This is a genomic window from Weissella minor (genome assembly GCF_001437425.1).
In the GTDB taxonomy this organism is placed as follows: domain Bacteria; phylum Bacillota; class Bacilli; order Lactobacillales; family Lactobacillaceae; genus Weissella; species Weissella minor.
Genome location: NZ_JQCD01000024.1, coordinates 1 through 21197, shown reverse-complemented (window position 1 = coordinate 21197; position 21197 = coordinate 1). Strand labels below are relative to the sequence as shown.

The 21197-nt window shown below is 39.0% G+C and carries 25 protein-coding genes and 1 tRNA gene; 5 read left to right on the top strand and 21 right to left on the bottom strand.

Annotated features, from left to right (window positions below):
- Window positions 1-27: 27 nt before the first annotated feature.
- The 5 genes from IV67_RS03565 to IV67_RS03545 all read right to left on the bottom strand — a co-directional run bounded on the left by IV67_RS03565 (window position 28) and on the right by IV67_RS03545 (window position 5602).
- Entirely contained in the window at window positions 28-2490 is a 2463-nt protein-coding gene (locus IV67_RS03565) for a carbamoyl phosphate synthase preATP-grasp domain-containing protein (protein ID WP_057787190.1), read from the bottom strand.
- 3 nt (window positions 2491-2493) lie between these two features.
- Window positions 2494-3570 (bottom strand): carbamoyl phosphate synthase small subunit, encoded by a 1077-nt coding sequence (locus IV67_RS03560; protein WP_057787188.1) that lies wholly within the window; start codon window positions 3568-3570, stop codon window positions 2494-2496.
- 50 nt (window positions 3571-3620) lie between these two features.
- The gene (pyrR, locus tag IV67_RS03555; protein ID WP_057787186.1) at window positions 3621-4130 is read right to left on the bottom strand and encodes a bifunctional pyr operon transcriptional regulator/uracil phosphoribosyltransferase PyrR; all 510 of its coding nucleotides are present in this window, start codon (window positions 4128-4130) and stop codon (window positions 3621-3623) included.
- Between the two features lie 154 nt (window positions 4131-4284).
- The gene (locus IV67_RS03550; RefSeq protein ID WP_057787184.1) at window positions 4285-5211 is read right to left on the bottom strand and encodes an RluA family pseudouridine synthase; all 927 of its coding nucleotides are present in this window, start codon (window positions 5209-5211) and stop codon (window positions 4285-4287) included.
- Window positions 5186-5602 (bottom strand): EbsA family protein, encoded by a 417-nt coding sequence (locus tag IV67_RS03545; protein ID WP_057787182.1) that lies wholly within the window; start codon window positions 5600-5602, stop codon window positions 5186-5188. Before IV67_RS03545 ends, IV67_RS03550 begins: the two co-directional genes overlap by 26 nt.
- A 177-nt stretch (window positions 5603-5779) precedes the next feature.
- On the opposite strand from IV67_RS03545, the gene IV67_RS03540 reads away from it, so the two are divergent.
- The 5 genes from IV67_RS03540 (at window position 5780) to msrB (ending at window position 7664) form a co-directional block, all read left to right on the top strand.
- Window positions 5780-6037, top strand: coding sequence for a hypothetical protein (locus IV67_RS03540; protein ID WP_057787180.1), 258 nt, complete (start codon window positions 5780-5782; stop codon window positions 6035-6037).
- Window positions 6038-6040: 3 nt separating this feature from the next.
- Window positions 6041-6430, top strand: a complete 390-nt coding sequence (locus IV67_RS03535) for a ribonuclease HI family protein (protein ID WP_236698247.1) — start codon at window positions 6041-6043, stop codon at window positions 6428-6430.
- 119 nt (window positions 6431-6549) lie between these two features.
- Window positions 6550-7026, top strand: a complete 477-nt coding sequence (locus IV67_RS03530) for a hypothetical protein (protein WP_057787177.1) — start codon at window positions 6550-6552, stop codon at window positions 7024-7026.
- Window positions 7019-7156, top strand: coding sequence for a hypothetical protein (locus IV67_RS09260; RefSeq protein ID WP_157050287.1), 138 nt, complete (start codon window positions 7019-7021; stop codon window positions 7154-7156). The genes IV67_RS03530 and IV67_RS09260 overlap by 8 nt, the downstream gene beginning before the upstream one ends.
- A gap of 67 nt (window positions 7157-7223) precedes the next feature.
- Window positions 7224-7664 carry a peptide-methionine (R)-S-oxide reductase MsrB gene (gene msrB / locus IV67_RS03525; protein ID WP_057787175.1) on the top strand — a complete coding sequence of 147 codons (441 nt, stop codon included), beginning with the start codon at window positions 7224-7226 and terminating at the stop codon, window positions 7662-7664.
- Window positions 7665-7754: 90 nt separating this feature from the next.
- Here msrB and nhaC read toward each other — a convergent pair whose 3' ends face one another.
- From nhaC to IV67_RS03455, 16 genes are all read right to left on the bottom strand, one after another.
- Window positions 7755-9116, bottom strand: a complete 1362-nt coding sequence (gene nhaC, locus IV67_RS03520) for a Na+/H+ antiporter NhaC (RefSeq protein WP_057787173.1) — start codon at window positions 9114-9116, stop codon at window positions 7755-7757.
- A 382-nt stretch (window positions 9117-9498) separates the two neighbouring features.
- Window positions 9499-10719 (bottom strand): serine hydrolase, encoded by a 1221-nt coding sequence (locus IV67_RS03515; RefSeq protein WP_057787171.1) that lies wholly within the window; start codon window positions 10717-10719, stop codon window positions 9499-9501.
- 164 nt (window positions 10720-10883) lie between these two features.
- Entirely contained in the window at window positions 10884-11492 is a 609-nt protein-coding gene (locus IV67_RS03510) for a nitroreductase family protein (RefSeq protein ID WP_057787169.1), read from the bottom strand.
- 108 nt (window positions 11493-11600) lie between these two features.
- On the bottom strand, window positions 11601-13103 hold the full coding sequence (locus tag IV67_RS03505; RefSeq protein WP_057787167.1) for a carboxypeptidase M32: 1503 nt from the start codon (window positions 13101-13103) through the stop codon (window positions 11601-11603).
- 75 nt (window positions 13104-13178) lie between these two features.
- The gene (locus tag IV67_RS03500; protein WP_057787165.1) at window positions 13179-14549 is read right to left on the bottom strand and encodes an amino acid permease; all 1371 of its coding nucleotides are present in this window, start codon (window positions 14547-14549) and stop codon (window positions 13179-13181) included.
- Between the two features lie 162 nt (window positions 14550-14711).
- Window positions 14712-14960 (bottom strand): GlsB/YeaQ/YmgE family stress response membrane protein, encoded by a 249-nt coding sequence (locus tag IV67_RS03495; protein WP_057787163.1) that lies wholly within the window; start codon window positions 14958-14960, stop codon window positions 14712-14714.
- 11 nt (window positions 14961-14971) lie between these two features.
- Complete coding sequence (locus IV67_RS03490; RefSeq protein WP_057787161.1) at window positions 14972-15217, bottom strand: CsbD family protein; 246 nt, start codon at window positions 15215-15217, stop codon at window positions 14972-14974.
- Window positions 15218-15422: 205 nt separating this feature from the next.
- Window positions 15423-16346, bottom strand: coding sequence for a hypothetical protein (locus IV67_RS03485; RefSeq protein ID WP_057787159.1), 924 nt, complete (start codon window positions 16344-16346; stop codon window positions 15423-15425).
- Window positions 16343-17119 carry a hypothetical protein gene (locus IV67_RS03480; protein ID WP_057787157.1) on the bottom strand — a complete coding sequence of 259 codons (777 nt, stop codon included), beginning with the start codon at window positions 17117-17119 and terminating at the stop codon, window positions 16343-16345. The genes IV67_RS03485 and IV67_RS03480 overlap by 4 nt, the downstream gene beginning before the upstream one ends.
- A 160-nt stretch (window positions 17120-17279) precedes the next feature.
- Window positions 17280-17347: transfer RNA gene (locus IV67_RS09255), tRNA-OTHER, on the bottom strand.
- A gap of 21 nt (window positions 17348-17368) precedes the next feature.
- The gene (locus tag IV67_RS03475) at window positions 17369-18442 is read right to left on the bottom strand and encodes a zinc metalloprotease (protein ID WP_057787155.1); all 1074 of its coding nucleotides are present in this window, start codon (window positions 18440-18442) and stop codon (window positions 17369-17371) included.
- A gap of 660 nt (window positions 18443-19102) precedes the next feature.
- Window positions 19103-19951, bottom strand: a complete 849-nt coding sequence (locus IV67_RS03470) for a peptidoglycan recognition protein family protein (RefSeq protein ID WP_057787154.1) — start codon at window positions 19949-19951, stop codon at window positions 19103-19105.
- Between the two features lie 45 nt (window positions 19952-19996).
- Entirely contained in the window at window positions 19997-20422 is a 426-nt protein-coding gene (locus IV67_RS03465) for a phage holin family protein (RefSeq protein ID WP_057787152.1), read from the bottom strand.
- A complete protein-coding gene (locus tag IV67_RS03460) occupies window positions 20422-20670 on the bottom strand; it encodes a hypothetical protein (protein ID WP_057787150.1) in 249 nt (82 codons plus the stop codon). Before IV67_RS03460 ends, IV67_RS03465 begins: the two co-directional genes overlap by 1 nt.
- 35 nt (window positions 20671-20705) lie before the next feature.
- Window positions 20706-20849 (bottom strand): hypothetical protein, encoded by a 144-nt coding sequence (locus IV67_RS09250; RefSeq protein ID WP_157050286.1) that lies wholly within the window; start codon window positions 20847-20849, stop codon window positions 20706-20708.
- Between the two features lie 2 nt (window positions 20850-20851).
- Window positions 20852-21055: a hypothetical protein gene (locus IV67_RS03455; protein WP_057787044.1), complete on the bottom strand. Its 204-nt coding sequence runs from the start codon at window positions 21053-21055 to the stop codon at window positions 20852-20854.
- Window positions 21056-21197 lie beyond the last annotated feature (142 nt).

Sequence of the window (21197 nt, the reverse complement as noted above, 5' to 3'; positions counted from 1 at the left end):
TACCATAAATTATTAATTTAAGCTTAGTTATTCTACTTCATACGTGGCAGCCATTGCAAATTGACCATTATCCAAAGTCTTTTGAATGTTCAGATGTTCTTTAAACTCGCCATCTTGATAACGCAACGTTGCCCGATGGTATGCCCATTCAAAATTAGGTAAACTTTCAAGCAAAGTAATATCAGCTTCTGTTGGTGTATTTAACATATACCTTACAAGCATACGTAACCAATCATGTTGACTCACTTTATCTAAAAAGGCCACATGTGTAAATGGCATTGGGCGCATCCGTCCCTGCATCACATTTGATGTTTCATCGTATGCTTCACAAACAAATTGATATAAGCCAACTTCGTCAAAAGGCATCTCAGGCGTAATCGCCTGTGCTAAATGCGATTGTTCATCTTCTTCAATTTTAATTTGTCGATTGGTTTGATGACTAACGACAATTGGATGCAGCTCGTTACCATCATAGAAATAATTATATAGCAATTGATCTTTATGTTCGGTTAATGTTGATTCCAAATATTTTTCACGTGGAATAACCTGAACATCCAATCCCGTTGCCTTTAAGCTGTTAATCAATTTAATTCGATTTCCTGGTACAACGACCCGCGTTGGTTGTTCAACCTCAATAATATTCATAATATCTGAAATTTCAAGCGGTTCGAAATATTGTTTATCACTCAATTGCGGGATAAATGTCAAATCATAGGGATTATTATTCACCAATACTGTTTGATAACCTTGACGCTTAAATTCATCCATCATTGTCGCCAACACATAAGAAGCGGAAGCACCATCCCCTAAACGAAAGGCCCCTGTTCCGATAATAAGAATCGTTTCTTGACCTAAACGTTCACTTTCGTTTTCAACTTCAAACGTTGAATAAAATTGTGACACAGATTCCTCAAACTCACCTGCTGACGGCTCAAATGTTTTGTATGTTGGTAGGATGTTATTATCCCAACGATAACGACGAACACTATCGTAGACTGAACCCCATAATTTTGCGATTAAGCCGTCTGATAATCCGTAATACTTCGCATTTTTCAACACTTCCATATCCCAAGGGTGCTGACGCACTTCAGTTTCAAGCTTCATAATCCGTTCTAACTTATAGAAATAGTACGCATCAATATGGGTCAATTCTTCTAGTTCATCAACAGTATAGCCACGTCGAATGGCTTCTAATAGAAGTAAAATACGATTGTCTTGCGGATGAATCAATTGCTCAATCACTTGACTATCCGTTAATTCACCCATTAAATCAGGCGAAAAACTACGATTACTAAAGTGGGCCGCACGCAAAGCTTTTTCAAGTGCTGCTTCCAAACTACGTCCCACTCCAATTGAAGCACCAACTGACTTTTGAATCGTATCCAAACGACGATTCGTTTCAATACCACCTAGTTCTAATTCACCAAATGTAAAGACAGGGAATCGAACGGCAATATGATCCATTGTTGGTTCCAAAAACGCTGTGTGCTCGGCATAACGACTTGAAATGTGGACACGCTCAACACGTTCATCTAGCATCAATCCCGTCATGACCGGCACCATTGGATAGCCAGTTGCGCCCTCAATTAATGATACTTTACGATCATAATAAGGAATAATACGTGTTACCACGTAGCTGTCATCTTCGGGATTAACAGCAAAACGGACTTGTAAAAGACCATGCACATTGAATCCACGCGCAATTTTAAAAGCCGTTTCGCGCAACGTCTGAACGACTGGGTCCGATAAGGTTTGAATTGGTGTAATTGAAATGGAATCAGCTGTATGAATACCCACTGGATCCATATCTTCAACCCCACCAATTAAGACTTTCGTATCGCGTAAGTCACGCATTACGACCATCGCAATTTCTTTGTGGCCTCGAATACTTTTATCGACATTTACTTGGTGCGTTAAAGAACGTTCCAATGCTAATTCTGCCACCTGATCGAGTTCTTCGGCGTCCTCAGCTTGCATACGTAACGCTTGCCCTTGTGGCGCAATTGAACGGACCACAACTGGAAATTCCAATTCACGGGCCGCATCAAAAACTTCACTAGCCGTACTAGCCAACCGCGTTTTAACAGCCGGCAAATGCCATTGTTGCAACCGTTCTTGCAAATATTTGGTGTTTTGGGCCGCCGACAAGACAGCACTCGTTAATCCAACAATTTTAGGGCCTTGATCGCCTAAAATTTCTTGGACCTCAAGGGCTAAACGTGTCGCAACAGCGCCACCAACCGTCGCAACAATTGATGTAATACCGTTTGCAATAATCACTTTAACGAGATTATCAGCCGTCAACTCTAAAACTTCAACATGTACATCATCACGACTTGCCGTAAAACTATACGGATTATCATCAATAAAGTAGACCTCGTAACCTCTTCGAATTAACGCTGAGACCATTTGATAGCTTGCAGCATCGCTTTCAGTTTCTCGGCCAAAACCATTCGCTGATCCACCAATTAATAATATTTTATCTGCCATACACTACCCTCCTCGGCGTACTGTAACCATATCCATGAAATCATCAAATGGTTCGACCGCTTCAACTGGTCCTGGTGCTGTATCAGGAAAGAACTGCACACTAAACGCAGGATAATTACGGTGTCGCAATCCTTGGATTGATCCATCCGTCAAGTCCACATGCGTTACAAAGACATCTGTACCCTTAATTGAACTCGTGCTAATTTCATAGCCTTGCGCTTGTGTGGCATACATAATGCGATTGGTAATTAATTCTCGAATTGGATGGTTCATCCCATGATGTTCAATTGGCATCACTTCCACGTCAACACCATTCGCTAACGCAAACAGCTCATGGCCAAGTCCAATTCCAAACAATGGTAATTGCTTTTGCAAAGTTCGAATTAATTCTAGAATCGACTCTGGGACTGCATGTGGATCACCTGGTCCTGATGACAAAACAATTCCATCTGGATCTAAATTCAACACCTCATCTAAAGTTGCATTATAGGGTAACACGGTTACGTTCGCATCATAATCATTCAGCATCCGTAATATCCCATTCTTCAAACCAAAATCCAAAACGACAACATTTGCCCCATCGCCTGGATTTACGTAAGCACGTGGCGTCGACGTCTGTTGCACCTCTTGATTAGTCAGGACAAGTGCCCGTAGTTGATCAAAAGCATGATCATCTGGAAAATCGACAATTGATGCTTTTTGACTACCCGTTTCACGCAAATGGCGTGTTAATGCCCGGGTATCAATTTGTGAAATCCCCGGTACATTGTGCCGGAGTAAGAATTCATGCACCGTCATTGTCTGTAAACGATTGGTTGAGACTTCTGCAATTTCACGCACAACGACACCCTTAACCATTGGGCCAATCGCTTCATCCGCACGGTGATTAATCCCTGCTGCGCCAATAATCGGCACTGTGAACACCACAATTTGATTGTGATAAATCGGATTCGTCATAATTTCTTGGTAACCGGTCATTGCTGTGTGAAAAAAGATTTCACCAAACGTTGTTGCTGGTGCGCCAAACGCTTCACCTTCATAGATGGACCCGTCTTCTAATATTAAATATCGTTTTGTCATGTCCGTTCTACCTTACCTTATTTGTACAAACGCTTACGTTAGTACGTTCTCTATTCAATCTCGACTGAATCACGTCCATCAATTTCTTCCACATTCACCTGAATCCGTTCCATTGCTGACGTTGGAATGTTTTTTCCAACAAAATCAGCCCGAATTGGTAGTTCACGGTGTCCACGGTCAACTAATACTGCCAAATTAACCACAGCAGGACGTCCATTATCCATCAAAGCATCTAAAGCAGCCCGAATTGTACGACCGGTATACAACACATCATCGACCAAAATAACGCGCTTGCCATCAACATTCACATCTAATGGTTGCTTATCAGTAATTTCATTTAAATCATCACGATATGATGAAATATCTAATTGTCCCACTGGAATTTCAGCACTTTCCAATTGTTGTAAACGTTCTGCGATATGATTACCAATATAGACGCCACGCGTCTTAATTCCAACAATTACCAGATTATTAATTCCCTTATTTTTTTCGATAATTTCATACGTAATGCGTGTTAGTGCACGTTGCATTGCCATTGCATCTACAATTTCTTTAACCATTAATCATATGCTCCTCATTCATAAAAAAAGGCGCTATTCACCTTAAACAGTGAATAACGCGAGTTCATAAATCATTTATTATATGCGTTACCCCCTTTACACCTCACAGGATGTTTTTAAGAAGATACTTCCGCTATCATTTTAACACACTTTGTTACTGGTTCATCGTGTCATTTTCATCAAAATAGGGTGTCAAATTCGCTAAGGCTGTTTCAAAATAATCTGGTAACGGCGCTTCAAATTGTAATTCCTCACCAGAAGTTGGTTGCGTCAAGCCTAAGGTTGCAGCATGCAAATATTGCCCATTCCCTGCCAATGTCTTAGAAGGCCCGTATAGCGGGTCTCCAGCAACTGGGTGATTAATGTATTGCATGTGTACACGAATTTGATGGGTCCGCCCCGTCTCTAAAGTTACCCGCAATAACGTGAATCCCACATAACGCTTAACCACTTCAAAATGTGTCACGGCCTCTCGTCCATCAGCAACAACAGCTTGTTTTTTGCGATCTGCTTTTGAACGGCCTAATGGCGCGTTAATGGTTCCCTTATTTTCTTTAAATTCACCGTGCACCAAAGCATAATATTGTCGCAAATTTTTCTTATCTTTCAACTGGGCCGATAAGGCTTCGTGGGCATAATCATTTTTAGCGACCATTAGCAACCCTGAGGTATCCTTATCAATTCGATGCACGATACCTGGACGAATAACACCATTAATATCTGATAATTTTGTGTGATACATCAATGCATTCACCAATGTACCTGAGGGATGTCCCGCTGCCGGATGCACCACCATACCTTGAGGCTTATTAACAACCAATAAATCATCATCTTCATAGACGATATCTAATGGAATATCCTCGGCTTCAACTTTCAACACTTCCGGTTCAGGTATGTCAAAGCTAATGACATCCCCAGCTTTAACTTTATAATTAGCCTTCTTGCTAGCACCGTTGACGGTCAATTGTCCGTCAGCAATAAAATGCCCCACCTGCGTTCGGGTATACTGCTCAAATGCATCTGCGACGACTTTATCCAAGCGTCCTGTTTGATTTTCAATCGTTAATTGCTCTTGTGTCATAATCTTCCTTCAATTGGTGCGTCGCATCCGCTAACTTTACTTTCAAAGCCGCATGAATACTTGGTGATAGCCAGTATGCATATTGCTCTCCGGCATAAGTAAATAAAATTGTTCGCTTAGTAAATTGGACATATTTAATTTCGGTCAACAGAATCCAATCAGAATGGACGCCGAAAGCCGGACGTAAACGCAAACTATCTTCGCTTAATTCCACTCGTTGCCGATAGAATATACCACCAGCAATCGCCAAAAAAATTAAAAACAAGATAGCTGTCACTTGATTAAATTTTGTTGCTTCAAGCCACATAATAATACCAGCGACTGGCAACATCAGTAACCACGACCAAAGCACACGTCCTGGCAACCCCGCAATTTGGTAATAACCACGCATAAATTTCTCCTCAATGTGTTCTCTGCAGTATTATACCATGCTTAACAATTAAAGAAGCTTAACTGCTCCATTTCCAAATTATGACAAAAATAAGTTTATTGACATGAATATGTAATGATTAAACGCCTGTTTTGCCATATAGCTTGCTTATAATGAAATTAAGAAAATAAATTTGGGATGGCAGTTATGAAACTTGAACTTTTAAGTATGAGCTTTACAATCTTGGGATGGATTGCAATCTTAATCTGGGTAATTAATATCTTAATCAGTCACCATGATCGCGTAAAACAGTCGTTAACAATGGCCGTTTTAGGTTGGGTTGGTGTTGCCTTAATTCTCATTGGTGGTGGTGTCAATTACGTTGAAAACATGAATCAAAACGTTGAACGTACACCCGCTTCATCATCAATTCAAACCCATGATTCACATAAATAAAGCATGATTTTTAAAATATATGTCGATGCAGCAACTCGCGGACAGAATGGTCCAAGTTCCGCTGGCGTTCTCATTTTAACGCAACAGCAACAATTTCAGTTTAAACGTAGCTTGCCTGAAATGAATAATCACTTGGCTGAATTTAAAGCGATGGCATTTGCATTAGAGTGTGTCGCAAATATGGCGCAAGCTGATGATACATTGATGCTGAATGGCGATTCTAAAATTGTTATTGATGCCTTGAGCAAAGGCTATGCGAAGCATTTTATGGATGAGCTTAGGCATATTAATACGCAATTAGAACCATATGCAAATGTCATTGTGAATTGGATCCCTGAAAAACAAAATCACGGTGCCCATCAGCTCGCCCAACAAGCACTCCCACCCCTTTAAAACAATTGACAGTTCAGACTTATCGTCTGAACTGTTTTTATTTTTATATCTATTTCTTTTCAAGCCAAATTCGACTATACTATTGAAAACTATCATTCCAAAACTGGAGGTACACAAGTATGGTTGATTTTAAAAACACGCTAATTAAAAACGGTGATCAAGGACAAATGGTCCAAACAATCCGTAAAGTCATTCAACAGTGGCAAAACGATGCCGGTGATATTCCTGGAAAAATTTGGATTTATGAAGAAAATGATGACACACCTTATGCCGAAATCAGTGATTTCAACAATCACGATCATCTTTTTGAAGGACTCGTACCGACAAACACATTTTTCGACCAACTTGAACAACAGTTACAAACAAATCTAAACACCCCTAACCCAATGTTAACCATTGTCATTATTGATGATTTTGAAAGTCGCACTTGGGATTCCCAAAAGCAACATATTTTACACACATTATTTACGCAAGGTCCTACCTATAAAACCTTTACGATTTTTGCGAATAGTGCCTTTGCTGACTTAACAGCCAATTATCACCCATATTTTGAACAAATCATCGATTTAGAAAAAGAGGAATTGCCATATGGATAAGGACTTATTGAAAATTAGCGTTAAAACACCACACACCGATACATATGTCGGTATATCAGCATTTGATACAGTTTGCCTTGTTGCTGTCGCACTAGCTGGTAGTGCTTTAATTGCCAAAATTCGCCGTTAATCCACTTTCTTTTTATTAGTTAAAGCGGTATGATAGTGCCAAGTTGAACAACCTAGGAGGTTCTAATATGTCAGAAAATGAATCAGCAGAAGAACTTAAGCAACGTTTAGGCGATGAAGCCTACGATGTCACACAAAATGCCGCTACTGAACGTCCATTCAGCGGAAAATATGATGATTGGTGGGATGATGGGATTTTTGTTGACGTCGTCGATGGTAAGCCCTTATTCAGTTCCACTGATAAATATGATGCTGGTTGTGGTTGGCCTTCATTTACACGTCCAATTGATGATCACAATTTAATTGAAGAAGCTGATTACAAGCTCTTGCGTCCTCGTACTGAAGTTCGCTCAAAAGATGCCAATTCACACTTAGGCCATGTTTTTAATGACGGACCTACAGAACAAGGTGGTTTGCGTTATTGCATTAACTCTGCAGCCCTACGCTTTGTACCTAAGGATCAGTTAGCTGATGCCGGCTACGGTAAATATTTACAATTATTTGACTAACAGCAAAAAACACGTCGACCTTTAAAAGGATCGACGTGTTTTTTCTTAAATTGATAAACAAAAAAAGAGCCATGCGGCTCTTTTTTTTAATTAACCTTCTTCAGTTGCTGCTTGCTTAACGCCAATTCCAGTCCAGGCTGAAAGCAAAGAACAAATTGGTGAAACCCAAGCGAAAATAGCAAAGACGGCAAAGCTTGTAACAGGAACATTCAATGTTTGAGCAGCAAAGCTACCAGCTACACCCCAAGGGACCAGGTAGTTCACAACCGTTCCAGAATCTTCTAAACTACGACCAAGCGCTAATGGTGATAGCTTCACACGTTTGAAAACTGGCTTCCATAATTGTCCTGGCAAGATTGTTGCTAAGTATTGTTCACCAATCATGAAGTTCGCAAGAATTCCAGTTAACAAAGTACCTGTAATCGTCATTGCTTGTGAACGAATACGCTCAATAATTGGTGCCATAAAGTCTTGCAAAATATTCTCTTCTGAGAGCAAACCACCTAAGGCCAAAGCTAACATGATAATAATCACGGTTGGCATCATTGATAGCATCCCCCCACGATTTAGAAGGGCCTGCAAGGTTTGGTCTTGTGAGGCTGTTGTAAATCCATTAACCAAAGTATCATTCAATGCAGTTAATGAATGGCTTTGTAAGAAAATGACTGCTGAAATAGCGATATTAATCATCAATGTTGGAATCGCTGGAATTTTAAACCAAGCCATTACAAACAACAAAACAAGTAATAATAGCATCCAGAAATTTGGATTCAATTGATTTTGAAGTGCTGTTAAACTTGATAAACTAGCTGATTCTTGATGGCGTAATCCGATTACGGCAAATGCCACTAAAGAAATAAAGAAAGCTGGTAACGTCGTCCACATTAAGTTTTTAATATGGTCAAATAAATCTGTTCCAGAAATTGAGGCGGCCAAGTTAGTTGAATCAGACAAAGGTGAGCTCTTATCACCAAAGATTGCACCTGAAACAATTGCACCGGCTAAGACAGGTGCTGGAAAACCAAAAGTTAATCCAACGCCCATCAATGCAACCCCGACCGTTGCCATGGTTGTAAAGGCAGAACCAATAGCCGTTCCAATAATTGCTGGAATTAAGAATGCTGCTGGTAAGAACCAGCTTGGATTGGCCAAGTTAAGCCCCGTCCAAAGTAAGGTTGGAATAACCCCGATGGCCATCCACAAACCAATTAGCATTCCAATCAATAAGAATAAGAATAGTGGTGCAAGTCCCGTTTGAATTCCTTTTAATAATTGGTCTTGCAGTTGATTCCAGGTAAAGCCATTTAATTTACCAAATAACATGGTAAGCATAATTGCGGCGAATAACGGCACAAATGGTGGCAAATGAAAGCCAATGATACTAACGCCAAAAATTGTGACCAACGCGGCCATTAAAATTGTGACTGATAAAAAACGATGTTTTGATTGCATGATACTTCTCCATTTAGTTAAATTGTGTTTTGTTGGTCTAATTTGCTAATTAAAGACAATATCGAATCAACCCACCTGACGACTGTTTTAGTTCAAATACCCCATCGAACAATTCCTCCTTTTTAGATACAAAAAAAGTCCCAACTATGCCTAAACATAGTTGGGACGATATTAGTTACGACTAATCCGCGGTACCACCCAAAATTATACCAAGCTAAATAAGCCCGATACCTCTTTGATAAGTTATTCGCATGTAAATAATTCAGTGGTTAAACCTGCGTCGCTCCCAGCAATACACGACCTCTCTGACATACAATTTAATCACCTACTGATTTAATGTTTTTAATATTACTTTCATTTTTACTTTTTGTCAACAAAATTTCTAAGAAACTTTTTGAATCATGGTTGTAATCCAGTTTGCTTGTGCCACATCTTGCTTTGGGAAAAGCTTTAGATTCGAACTTTTGTCATTAACAAAGTCGTCATCTGTCTTCGTTGAAAAATTCAACTGACCCGTGGCAATCGTATCCGTTTTTTTAAGGGGGGCTTTTGCATCTGATTTAGGCTTAATCTTTGAAATCTTAACATTTTGCTTACCTTCATCATTCACAAAGTATTTGGCATCTGAATTTGTTGTGACTGCCACCATCCCTTTGTCACCTTTGGCATTATCAATTTTAACCGACTCATCAACCGTTGGCGTAACCAGCTTTGTTTGCGCGACAATTTGATTTAACATCCGGACCGTTTCAGTTCCAATTGCTTCACGTGGCAATTTGTTCGTATTCAATACAACTGTAATAACCGGTTGTCCATCAACATAACCATGTGTGACCAAATTGCTACCATTGTGTGGTGTTAAGCCTGTTTTTAAGCCATCAATCTGATAGTTTTTGTTCCCAAGTAACATATTTGTATTTTCCATGGTTTGATTTTGACCGTCTTTATCCGGGAAATACGCCTGCTTTTGTTTCGTAATTTCTAAAATATCTGGATAGTCGTTCACCAGATGCTGTGCAACAATTGCCGTTTCCCGGGCAGACAACTTATTTTCATCATTATCACTAATCTGCTTATTTTTAAAAGCCCGCAAATCACCATTAGCCAAACCAGACGCCGAATAAATTTTTGGATCCTTAATGCCCCATTTAGCCAAGAGCTGGTCAGCCTGATGATAATAATTCTCTTGTGAGCCAGCAACTAAATTGGCTAACACCATTGCCGCTGAATTAGATGATGCAACCATCATTGCGTCAGACAATTGTTTAACCGTGTATGTTCGATCAGTTGATACAGGTATATTGGCAATACTTGCATCCTGACTAAATGTGGCAAGGTCAGCAGGGACCTTAATTTCTTGATCCATCGCTAGATCACCCTCTGCAATTTTTTGTTCAACCATATAGAGCACAATCATTTTTGATAGTGATGCAATGGGTAACCGCTCATTCTCGTTTTTCGCGGCCAACACTTGACCTGTTTGCGCTTGGATTGTGACGGCCGCCCCCATCTGAGTATCAGGCGTGATTACCGCCGCACTTGCGCCGGTTGCATATGTCAATCCTAAAAATAGCGCACTCAAAAATCTCAACTGCTTAAACATGTTTTCCCCCGATTCAATTGCTTGTGAATTAATGCCCTAATTCTATCACGCTCATAAACAACCGGCTTAGTACCTTCGTTAATGTAAAACAAATTTAAAATTCAAATAAAAAGACACTGTAACGATGAAAAAAATCATCACAGTGTCTTTTACCTGATCAACTATTATTTATTTAATGAAATAAAACGCTCATCATCATTCATGAAGTCTTTATCGCCTGCTTCGGCTTCAATTGAACCAAAGACAAATTGTCCACGCAAACGCCAGCTTGCAGGGATATCAAAGGCTGCTTGCAAATCTTCATCAATCACTGGGTTGTAGTGTTGTAGATTTCCACCAAGATTGTGCTCACGTGCTGTCAACCATAATGAATAAGCTGAAATACCAAGCGTTTGCTCTGACCAATCATAGAAATTAGCAGCATAGGCTGGAACATTCTCTTCAAGGTTCTTAACGACATCAGTATCTGTATAAAGCAAAACAGTTCCATAACCATTCTTGAAACCATTCAATTTTTCTTCAGTCTTAACAAAGGCATCGGCATCACCAACGACTTGACGCATACGTTCAATAATCATATCCCACAAAGCATCTTGTTGCTCACCAAAAGCAAAAACTGCTCGTACAGTTTGGCTATTGAAAGCACTTGGTGTCTGCTTAATGGTGTTTTTGAACATCTCTTCCAACTCAGCGTTTGAATAATCTACATTACGCCCCAATGCATAAAATGAACGACGTGCTGTCTGTAAATCTAAAAATGTATTTTCTGCCATGATTAAAAACTCCTTTAATGTGTTTCGTTCTCTACAAGACTTAGTATAGTACATTACAAAAAGTAAGTAAACACTTTAGACAAAATTTATTTACAAAAAGTAAGCTTATCAGATATCATAGACGTCGGCATAGCGCTCACGCTGCAAATCCAACCAATATTGTGGGTTTAACGCTTCCCCAGTTGCATCCTTTAGCACCGCTGCTGGGCTCTTTGAAGCACCAAACTGCCAAACATGTTCACGGCGCCAATCAATGATTGGTTGCAAATCCCCTGCTTGAAGGAGCGCTGGTACATCAAAAGTTTGGGTCAATGTGTGATAGAACTGTGCAGCATAAAGATGACCTAACGCATATGATGGGAAGTACCCAAAGTCGCCACCAGCCCAATGGATATCCTGCAATACACCTTCAACTGCTGTTTCAGGACGAATACCAAGATATTCTTCATATTTAGCATTCCAAAGTGATTCAATGTCAGCAACATTGAAGTCTTCATTGAAAATAGCTTTTTCAATTTCGTAACGAATAATGATATGCAAAGGATACGTAATTGGATCTGCTTCTGTTCGAATTAATGTTGGCTTTGAAAGCATCCAGCCTTTATAGAAATCATCAAACGCCACATCGTCTAAGCGGCCTTCAAAAGCAGCTTGCATAATTGGGTACTCATGTTGCCAAAAGTCTTTTGAACGGCCCAACATCACTTCGTTAAACAAAGATTGTGATTCATGAATACTCATTGAAATTCCTTTGTTAAATGGTGTATAGTCCCATTTTTCAGCAACATTTTGTGCGAACATGCCATGTCCAGCTTCATGATAAATGCCTAATACAGCCATTTGGAAATCATTCTTATTCCATCGTGTTGTAATTCGAGCATCATTTCGGTTCAAATCTTGCATGAAGGGATGAATGGTATCATCTAAACGCCCCTTGTTTGCATCGTAACCCAAACGTTGTGCGGCATCCCACACATATTCACGTTGTAATGTCACTGGAATATCACGATTCAAGAAATCGGCTTGAGGTGCCGTTCCATTCGCCTTTAAATCAGCTTGTAAGTCGATAATTCCTTGCTTAAGCTTATCAAAAATACCGTCTAATTTTTCAACAGTCAAACCAGGCTCAAATTGATTTAATAAGACATCATAAGGGGTTGCCTCATCCTTTCGCCAATATTTGATAAATTGCTTTTTGGTTTCAATTAATGCCTTTAGCGCGGGTGCATAAATTTGATAATCATTTGCTTCACGTGCTTTAGTCCATGCGTCTTGTCCCTCTGAAGTCAAATGACCAAATGCTGCGTATTCATCTTCAGGAATTGCTGCGACTTCTTCATAGTCTTTTACATAACGATCAAACAAAGCTTGTTCATCAGCCGTTAATGCTTCCTTATTTTCTTTAAAATATTTAACTAAATCTGCAGCTTCAGCGCCTGTTGCAACTTGAAAGAAACGACCACTCAAATAACTACTTAATTCCGCACGAAATTCGTTCCCTTCAACTGGCATCCCAGTTAATTGGTCCCATTCTGCCAAAGCCATATTTTCTTGAAGCAGTGCTTGCTCTTTCATATTCTTGCGTAAATCTGTACCTGTTAGTTCTGTCATAAATAAAGCCACCTTTCAATCTCATCATTTTCTAATATTTTACACTATTTCACAAAAAAAAGCACAAATGTGCTTTTAATGACGTTTTACATAATAAAAACTAAAGGTTCCAAACAACACAGTCCATGCGATCCCAGCAAATGCGGCAATCCGATCTGATGGTGTTAGGAATAGCATTAAGAAAATGCAAACGAAGAATAAAATTGTTAATGGACTTGTAATTTGATACGCCGGCATCTTAAATCCGTCTTCTAAATAATCATCACTCTTTTTATACTGACGATGTGCCAACATAATTAACGTATAAATCACAACTGTAATGGCTGCGGTTGCAGAAGCAAAAAAGTTAAATGCAGATGTCAACGATGGAATCAACTTGATTAGTGGCGTTACACAAATCAAACCAGCTGAAAACAGAATTGCACGGGCCGGAATAGCCGTCTTTGATAGTTTTGTAAAGAAACGTTCAACTGGGCCATCATTTTCTTGGGCCAATGCAAAAATATCACGACCTGCTGAATAGATAAGTGTGTTCAATGCTGACAAAGCTGCTGTCAACACGACAAAGTTCATAATTGCGGCTGCACCATGCAACCCAATCAATTGAAAGACCATAACGAATGGGCTCTCACCAGCTGGTAAATAGCGCCAATTACAAATAGCCATGATTACAGCTAAGGCACCAATATAAAAGACCAAAATTCGAATCAGAACACTGTTAATGACTTTTGGAATGACAACACGTGGATTAATCGTCTCTGCTGACATCAATCCCACAAACTCAATCCCAACAAATGAAAAGAACACCATTGGAAAAGCTTGCAAGAAATTCATTGATCCATTTGGGAAGAACGAAAAGCCGTTCGTAATATTTTGGAATCCAACTTGGCCGCCATGTGCTCCGGGTGTTTTAAATCCTGTAATAATCATATAGGCACCGACTGCGATAATCGATAAAATGGCAATGATTTTAATTGACGCAAACCAGAACTCTGCTTCACCGAAAAACTTAACTGCTGTTAAATTCAGAATAATCAAAATGGCCATAATGACTAATTCCGTTTTCCAAGTTGCCACATTCGGTAACCAGTATTGCACATAATGGCCAATCGCTGTCAATTCAGCCATCGCTGGTAAAATCAAGGTAATCCAATATGACCACCCAACAAAATAACCCGATTCTGGGCTTAAATATTTCGATACGACACTAACAAATGAGCTAGAATCTGGATCAACATAGAGCATTTCACCGATTGCTCGCATCATGAAAAATAGAAAACCACCCGTAATCAGATACACCAATAAAACGGAAGGTCCTGTCAGACTGATTGTATCACCAGCGCCCAGGAATAATCCTGTTCCAATGGTTCCACCAATCGCCATCATTTGTACATGTCTTTGAGATAGACCTCTTGATAATTCTTCAGGTTGTGTTTGTTCTGCCATAATCATGCCTCTTATTTTTTAGAATGACTTACTTTACCACGAAATGTATATTTACGCAAACTTTCCATGTATAAATGCATAAAAAATCGAATTATGCACTTTTTATCGCTTTTTAACGCATAAAAAAGGATACCGAAAATCGGTATCCTTTTTTTCATACATTTAATTTGTTGTTCGAGCAACTAACCATGAAACAACAATAACAACAATCATTGCTCCAAGCACTGATGGAATTAATGCCATTCCTGCCAAACTAGGCCCCCATGAACCCAGTAGGCTTTCACCTAACCATGATCCAACTAATCCAGCAGCAATATTTGCAATCCATCCCATTGAAGCGCCTTTACTTGTGATCGCACCACCAATGGCCCCAATCACTGCCCCGATAATAAGCATCCATATTGTATGCATAATGCATCCCCCTATTCTGAATCTTTAACGTTATCTGTCCCTTCATCTAACGATGATTTTGCTTTGTCAGCTATCGTTCCTGTCAATTCAGCTGCTTTTTCTTTCGCAGAACCGAAGGCTTGCTCAGCTTTACCAGCAAGATTTTCAGCCTTACCTTTTGCTTCTGTTTGCTTGTCACCCGTCACTTTACCAGCTGTTTCCTTGGCTTTACCTGAAAATTCATCAGCAGTACCTTTAACTTGATCTTTCAAACTCATAATCACATCCTCCGTTTCTATTTGATTGCTTTCAGTATAACTTGGCCACTTCCTAAATGAAAGTGAACCTTTTTTATTTTGATTAAAAAAATCACAAAAATATAAATAAACAATATTTTTATTGGCTTTTACGTCGCAAACATTCTTTACGTGAACGGCAAAAAGAAGGTGGCTAATTGATCAATTAACCACCTTCTTTTTCACACTATAATGCGCCTAGGGTCGTAATAACTGTTTTGTTTGCCCCATTCGCATAGCGTCGAATATTATTTACTTTGACCATGCCATCTTCAATAAAAACTTTTTCAAACTCATTTGAAATCAAATGGCGATCACCATCCCACTCTGCATCCTGATACCAATAACGCCCCGTTATCTTCGGCGCCTGATTCGGATTATCTGGCTTTTTCATCTGCACAACCAGTTGTCCATATGGATTCCCAATCGAACGTCTCACTTCATGCCCATTCATCTCATCATTACTGATTGTGTTCAGTTCCATTTTTGTCGTCGTCACTTTATAATGATACCCTTCATGAATAAAATCAGATTGTCCGCCTCTGTTTTGAGGCTCATAGGTACCAATTAACATATCAATATCCCTACGCTCAGGTTGGTACAAACACTCTCGCGTTAATACAATATTTTGGTTTGTATCTAGATTTTTTGGATTAAATGATCCATGCCACCAAGAACTTTTTACACCAGAATAAGCCCCTGATACCCATAGTTCATTACCGATAACTTCTGTGCTGGTCACACCAATCGGCAAAAGAGCCCCCTGACTGTCCACTAACTTAAATTGACTCACAACACGTGCATTTGTTTCACCAATTATCTTAATCACTGGTACAATGCCACCCACCTTCATGTGTGCAACAGCTAAATATTTTTCGTTTTGCATGGTCGGTGTTAAAAAGCTAACATCATTGGCGTGTCCCACTTGTCCTGAATCATGTTTTCCAAAATCTCCTAGAACAAATTGCTTCTTTGTTTTCTTATTATAGAGTAACAATGCGGTATCTTTCTCTTTGCTAACCGTAACCATGGCATAATATTCTGGAGAAAACGCAACCCCTTGGCCAACTAACCCATCCCCAATCGTTAAGTCGGTCGCCGCAGGGGTCACATTAAAGACGTAAAGTCTTGATTTGTTAGTGCTGTTAAACCAAATTCGAGATAATGAGTTGGTTTGGGTTTATCCTCAAATGCTTTATTCAAATTCAAATTAATTCTTCCTTTTTCATCCCAACGAATCGATCCCAAAACACCACCGGCTGAGTCTGGATAAGATACATCAACAATCGCTGTTTGATATCGCAAATTAGGTAGCGGAAAGTCTTTTAATGAACTCGTATCAGCTATCGTATAATCACCACCATTGACCTTTTTGGTCAAGTACCCACCAAAAGTCAAAACTAAAACTCCTGACTTTAAGGACAGTTGCATTGGCCGATCAAAATAATCACTCGCAATGGTTGCTGTTTTTGTTTTAGTAAAGTTTTCAAACTTTTCAACATTCGTATTACGCGTCATCGAAACCCATTGACTCCAAGTAGTCCCCGTATGCTTACGCACCCACACTTGCGGATCTGGCGTACTTGTCAGTGTCAGGCGTTCAAACAATCGATTAACTGATTCGGCTTGCACCCAACGGTACTCTAAACGCGCGTAATTCATCTCTTTTTTTGCACATGGCACATCACCACTAAACGCTTCTTCTCCATCAAAAATAACATCCATATTCTCTTGTCGGACATCATTTAAATCAAAAGGGTTTGCTTTATCAGCGACCATCGGTGTTAAATAAGTCTTGATATGGTTATTATTACCAAGACCCATATAGGCCCCTAAAACCTGCTGCTTTCCTAATTGATAATTTTTTAAATCTAATTCATCCATCCTACTTACCTGCTTTCGTTTAACTGCTCAAGATTCCCGAAACATATCCGTTTCCAGAAATCGACATGTTCTTTAAGTGACACTTATTCACTTGGCCAATGAGCATCTGCTTTATGAATGTTCAAATAATATTTTCATGCGTTATGATGCCTTAGCGTAATAGATATGACAGGCATCGAACCTGCATACATATCACACGATAATGCTTTACCATTAAGCTACATATCTACCTTACGACTTCACCTTAAATTAAACTGGTTGATCCAAAGCCGCTTCATACATGGTCAGTTCTTCATCCCCATCCTTGAAGCGCACAACCCGCACACGTGGATCATCAGTCGGATAAACTGCTAAAATCTTAATCGTCATACCAATTCGATATTGATTAGGATTACCCGTGTACCCAACTTGCTTGGCAACTGAATAAGTCTTACCATCAATTTGCTCTGGTTCAAATTGATACAAATTGTAGTTTTTAGCAATCGTACGATATGTCACAATTGGCGATTGAATTAAATTCCAATCAAACTTAACACCCCAGTCATTTTTGACTGATGGCTTCATTGAAAGATTAGTTTTAACCCCACGATTTTTGTATATCACATACTTTTCGCTCGCATTATCACTAAAAATCCATGTTGCTAACTTGCGTGGCTTACGCCATGTCAATGCAGCAATTGCAAGTGCAGCAGCATCAACAAGGGTATTTTGAATGCCGTCCGGATGATCTAAGATAGACCATGGCCCCATTACTTCGTTGCCAAATCTAACTGCATTTGCTGCATTGGTTCCATCATTTCCGCCGCCTAAATGTGGAATTCCTAATGCATGTCCAATTTCATGAATCACGGTTGCCATATGATAATTTTCTTGCTGTTCCGCGGTCAAATGATCAATATGCCAAGAATCCGGATACATAATTAATCCATTCCCATTGTAAGTTTGTGCACCTAGAACTCCGTTATCCCCAGCAACATCATGAATAACCTCATCACTATTCTCAACAACATTGACAAATCGGACAACTTCTTCCCCAGCAACATGATTCCAAAAATCAGCAACTGCTGACTCAGCAGCCTTTGGTAACATTTTGGAATCATTATAAAGTTTCAATACACCATCTGCACCAACTAAGTTACTATACTTACTTGTGCCATTCTTATAAACGCGCTCCGTATAAACGCGTTCAAAATTAGCATTCCCATTAAATTGATCACCATATGCAATGGTTGTTAATTGTTTTAATTCAGCATCCGTATAAATGCTGTCGTCAATGCTACCATCGGCTCGTGAAAAGGCTAAAGTATTTGCGTATAAAGTCATTTTTTCCTCCAAATATCCTTCCGTTAGAAACGGGGCCCCGAATTTTTGGAATAAAAAAACACACAGAGTGATTTCTGCATGTCCGTGTTGAATTAATTATTTTTCAACAATACTATTATTACGCTTACAACTACCCTAAAACGTGCAATATGCCGACTGATAATTAGAATAGCATCTACAAACGTTAAATTAATCACGTTTCATGTGGCCTATTATCACCCTTTAATCGTAAATAACGGCATTATTACTATGGAAAATTAAGATACTAACGAGATTAGAAATACATACCTTCAAACAAATACGCTTAATTTCATCTGATATAAGATAAAAGAGATAAAGAAAAATAGTTTTTTGCCAGTTGTGGCAAAAATGTGGCGAAACATTTTAAATGACCACCAAATGACCACTTTTTTTTGAACTTTTTAGAACCGTTTGAAACTCATTTAGGCAAAAGAAAAACGCTGATATAACGGCGTTTATACCGTCATACCAGCGTTTATAAGAAAGTATGATTACTTCAAACCATACTTCTTGTTGAACTTTAGAAATGCTTATGCATCAGGGTTCTAGGGTGTTTTGACCACAATTTGACCACAAAATAAAAAAGCCTAGTAAGTAACTCAATTAAGAGATACCTACTAGGCTTTTAATTTTATTCTGTTATGCCTTTCGAGCAGTTGTTGCACTTACCCAAACTTTATACCCAGCTACCATTACTGCGATTCCATTACTTGCTGTGTCGTAATCCACAATTTTCATCTGATCTTGCTTAAATTGTAACTTATTTCCGTCACGAATAATGCCATCAACCGGAATACCATTATTCAACCAAACTTCATTCTTAGCTGGTTTCTTAATATTTCCGCCAGCCAAAGTATATGATAATACTTGTTTCAATCCTGAAATTGTTGCCGTCTCGTCAATTTGGAACCATTTCTTATTCCAAGTTACATTACCGTATTTACGCATATACTCAACGTCATTTTCAGACGTTGTTTGTCCAGCTGCTTCCTTAGCATACTTCACCAGTTTGTTAACATCCATGCCCCCGGGACATGCTGTTGCCGTAATTTCGCCATGTGTTTTGATTGTTGAACGGTCAATTGGTAAGTTGTATCGCTTACAAATATCCGCAATCAATTTAGCGGATTGACGCAAGGTCTTATCCGAAACACCCCAGGTAGGTGCACCAGTTGAATTGACATGTTCCAATCCAATGGAAAGTTGATTGATGTTTGCAATCTTAGGGACATCACTTCCCCCTGTTCCACCCGAATGATAGGCAACATAATTTTCACCTACACATCCAATAATCTCATTATCTGTAATTTCATAGTGTGCTGATGTATATGATCCAGTACCTTGGACCCAAGTGTTCATTGCAACATCCTTATTAGTTGTCGCATTATGATGAATAACAATGTATCGAACAGCTCCACTACGTAAGCCACCATTGTACATAGCCTTTGAATTCTTGCTCGTTACTGTTTTTGAATATAAATCTGCCATACTAAATTCCTTCCTATATAAAAAAAGACTACCTAGTTGGTAGCCTTAAAGTCGTTTATCGTTTTCGTGTGGTAGTTCTTCATCTGTATGAACAGTTCCCACACGTTCTTTTTGTTCTAACTTCTTTTCATCAAAGAATCGACGCCACTCTTCTTTAAACGGTAGCCCCATCGCAATCCAATTTTCTAACACACTCCCACCTTCTGATAAGGCTAGAAATGCAATAATTCCATCTGCAACTGATCCATAACCCATCACATCTACAAACGGATAGAGCAACATTGGAACTACCAAAACAGTGACATGTTTTGTAATCCCCGCTAATCCAATTGTTGAATTAAATTTTTTAAGCGATATAGCCCGACTGAATCCCAAAAATAAATCGGCAAACACTAAGCCAACTAAAAGCATGTAATAATGCGAGGTCCATCCTTTGTCAAATGATTGTGCCATATGTTGTAAAACGTCCATTACGCCTCCTTACTAGGTGTCTCTTTTTTAAGCATTTCATTCGAATAATCAAATACTTCACTTTGGAATTTTGTAAAGGCAGACATAAATTCATTTGTATGCGCCATATAAATGGCCATATCACTAATATAGAAATTGACGTTTGGCTTACCATCCGCATCTACTGTCCCACTAAAAGTGACAAATGACGTCGATTCTTCGTCAATTTTCAAATCTGCGCTAAACTGAGTTGTCTTTTCAATTTTCATTCCCATACTCCTTTTTTTGTGTAAATTAAAAGCACCTAATTTTCATCATTATTAGGCGCTTCATTTTGTTCTGCTTCTTTCAGCTTTTTATTCATAATTTTTAAGGCTCGATTCTCTTGTTGTACATCTGATAACTCCTGTAGTACTGCACTATATAATTCTTCTACTGAAACATCCATGATTAGTTCTCCTCCAAAATCGTCTTTAGTTTATTTAAAATAATTGGCTTAGCAGTTTGTAAATTCACAGTATCAATGTCCCCTTTATATGTGACTTTACCGTTGAAGTTAATTTCTTCATCATTATAGTTAAACGAAATTAGAACTTTGTCCTCTTGAATTTTTGAAATATTTCTAACATTGATATTATCCACTAACTTACTCATTTTTCCCCTCCATAATTACTTCCATCTTAAACTTCAGTTCAGCTAGTTCTTCTCTCATATTTGATAAAGCGGGTAACAAAGCGATAGCAACACGGTCATAAGCGATACTAGTAACCTCGCCATCATCATTATGTTCGACCAA

Excerpts from the sequence above, each read along its gene's own strand:
- IV67_RS03510 (WP_057787169.1), bottom strand. The coding sequence starts at position 11,492 with ATGGCAGAAAATACATTTTTAGATTTACAGACAGCACGTCGTTCATTT.
- IV67_RS03495 (WP_057787163.1), bottom strand. The coding sequence starts at position 14,960 with ATGCATACAATATGGATGCTTATTATCGGGGCAGTGATTGGGGCCATT.
- IV67_RS03545 (WP_057787182.1), bottom strand. The coding sequence starts at position 5,602 with ATGCGTGGTTATTACCAAATTGCGGGGTTGCCAGGACGTGTGCTTTGG.
- pyrR (WP_057787186.1), bottom strand. The coding sequence starts at position 4,130 with ATGGTTAAAGAAATTGTAGATGCAATGGCAATGCAACGTGCACTAACA.
- IV67_RS03565 (WP_057787190.1), bottom strand. The coding sequence starts at position 2,490 with ATGGCAGATAAAATATTATTAATTGGTGGATCAGCGAATGGTTTTGGC.
- IV67_RS03490 (WP_057787161.1), bottom strand. The coding sequence starts at position 15,217 with ATGAGTTTGAAAGATCAAGTTAAAGGTACTGCTGATGAATTTTCAGGT.
- IV67_RS03540 (WP_057787180.1), top strand. The coding sequence starts at position 5,780 with ATGGCAGTTATGAAACTTGAACTTTTAAGTATGAGCTTTACAATCTTG.
- IV67_RS03455 (WP_057787044.1), bottom strand. The coding sequence starts at position 21,055 with ATGAGTAAGTTAGTGGATAATATCAATGTTAGAAATATTTCAAAAATT.
- IV67_RS03460 (WP_057787150.1), bottom strand. The coding sequence starts at position 20,670 with ATGAAAATTGAAAAGACAACTCAGTTTAGCGCAGATTTGAAAATTGAC.
- IV67_RS03530 (WP_057787177.1), top strand. The coding sequence starts at position 6,550 with ATGGTTGATTTTAAAAACACGCTAATTAAAAACGGTGATCAAGGACAA.
- IV67_RS09260 (WP_157050287.1), top strand. The coding sequence starts at position 7,019 with ATGGATAAGGACTTATTGAAAATTAGCGTTAAAACACCACACACCGAT.
- IV67_RS03515 (WP_057787171.1), bottom strand. The coding sequence starts at position 10,719 with ATGTTTAAGCAGTTGAGATTTTTGAGTGCGCTATTTTTAGGATTGACA.
- IV67_RS03465 (WP_057787152.1), bottom strand. The coding sequence starts at position 20,422 with ATGGACGTTTTACAACATATGGCACAATCATTTGACAAAGGATGGACC.
- nhaC (WP_057787173.1), bottom strand. The coding sequence starts at position 9,116 with ATGCAATCAAAACATCGTTTTTTATCAGTCACAATTTTAATGGCCGCG.
- IV67_RS03550 (WP_057787184.1), bottom strand. The coding sequence starts at position 5,211 with ATGACACAAGAGCAATTAACGATTGAAAATCAAACAGGACGCTTGGAT.
- IV67_RS03500 (WP_057787165.1), bottom strand. The coding sequence starts at position 14,549 with ATGGCAGAACAAACACAACCTGAAGAATTATCAAGAGGTCTATCTCAA.
- IV67_RS03505 (WP_057787167.1), bottom strand. The coding sequence starts at position 13,103 with ATGACAGAACTAACAGGTACAGATTTACGCAAGAATATGAAAGAGCAA.
- IV67_RS03475 (WP_057787155.1), bottom strand. The coding sequence starts at position 18,442 with ATGACTTTATACGCAAATACTTTAGCCTTTTCACGAGCCGATGGTAGC.
- IV67_RS03470 (WP_057787154.1), bottom strand. The coding sequence starts at position 19,951 with ATGGCAGATTTATATTCAAAAACAGTAACGAGCAAGAATTCAAAGGCT.
- IV67_RS03535 (WP_236698247.1), top strand. The coding sequence starts at position 6,041 with ATGATTTTTAAAATATATGTCGATGCAGCAACTCGCGGACAGAATGGT.
- IV67_RS03560 (WP_057787188.1), bottom strand. The coding sequence starts at position 3,570 with ATGACAAAACGATATTTAATATTAGAAGACGGGTCCATCTATGAAGGT.
- IV67_RS03480 (WP_057787157.1), bottom strand. The coding sequence starts at position 17,119 with ATGGATGAATTAGATTTAAAAAATTATCAATTAGGAAAGCAGCAGGTT.
- IV67_RS09250 (WP_157050286.1), bottom strand. The coding sequence starts at position 20,849 with ATGGATGTTTCAGTAGAAGAATTATATAGTGCAGTACTACAGGAGTTA.
- msrB (WP_057787175.1), top strand. The coding sequence starts at position 7,224 with ATGTCAGAAAATGAATCAGCAGAAGAACTTAAGCAACGTTTAGGCGAT.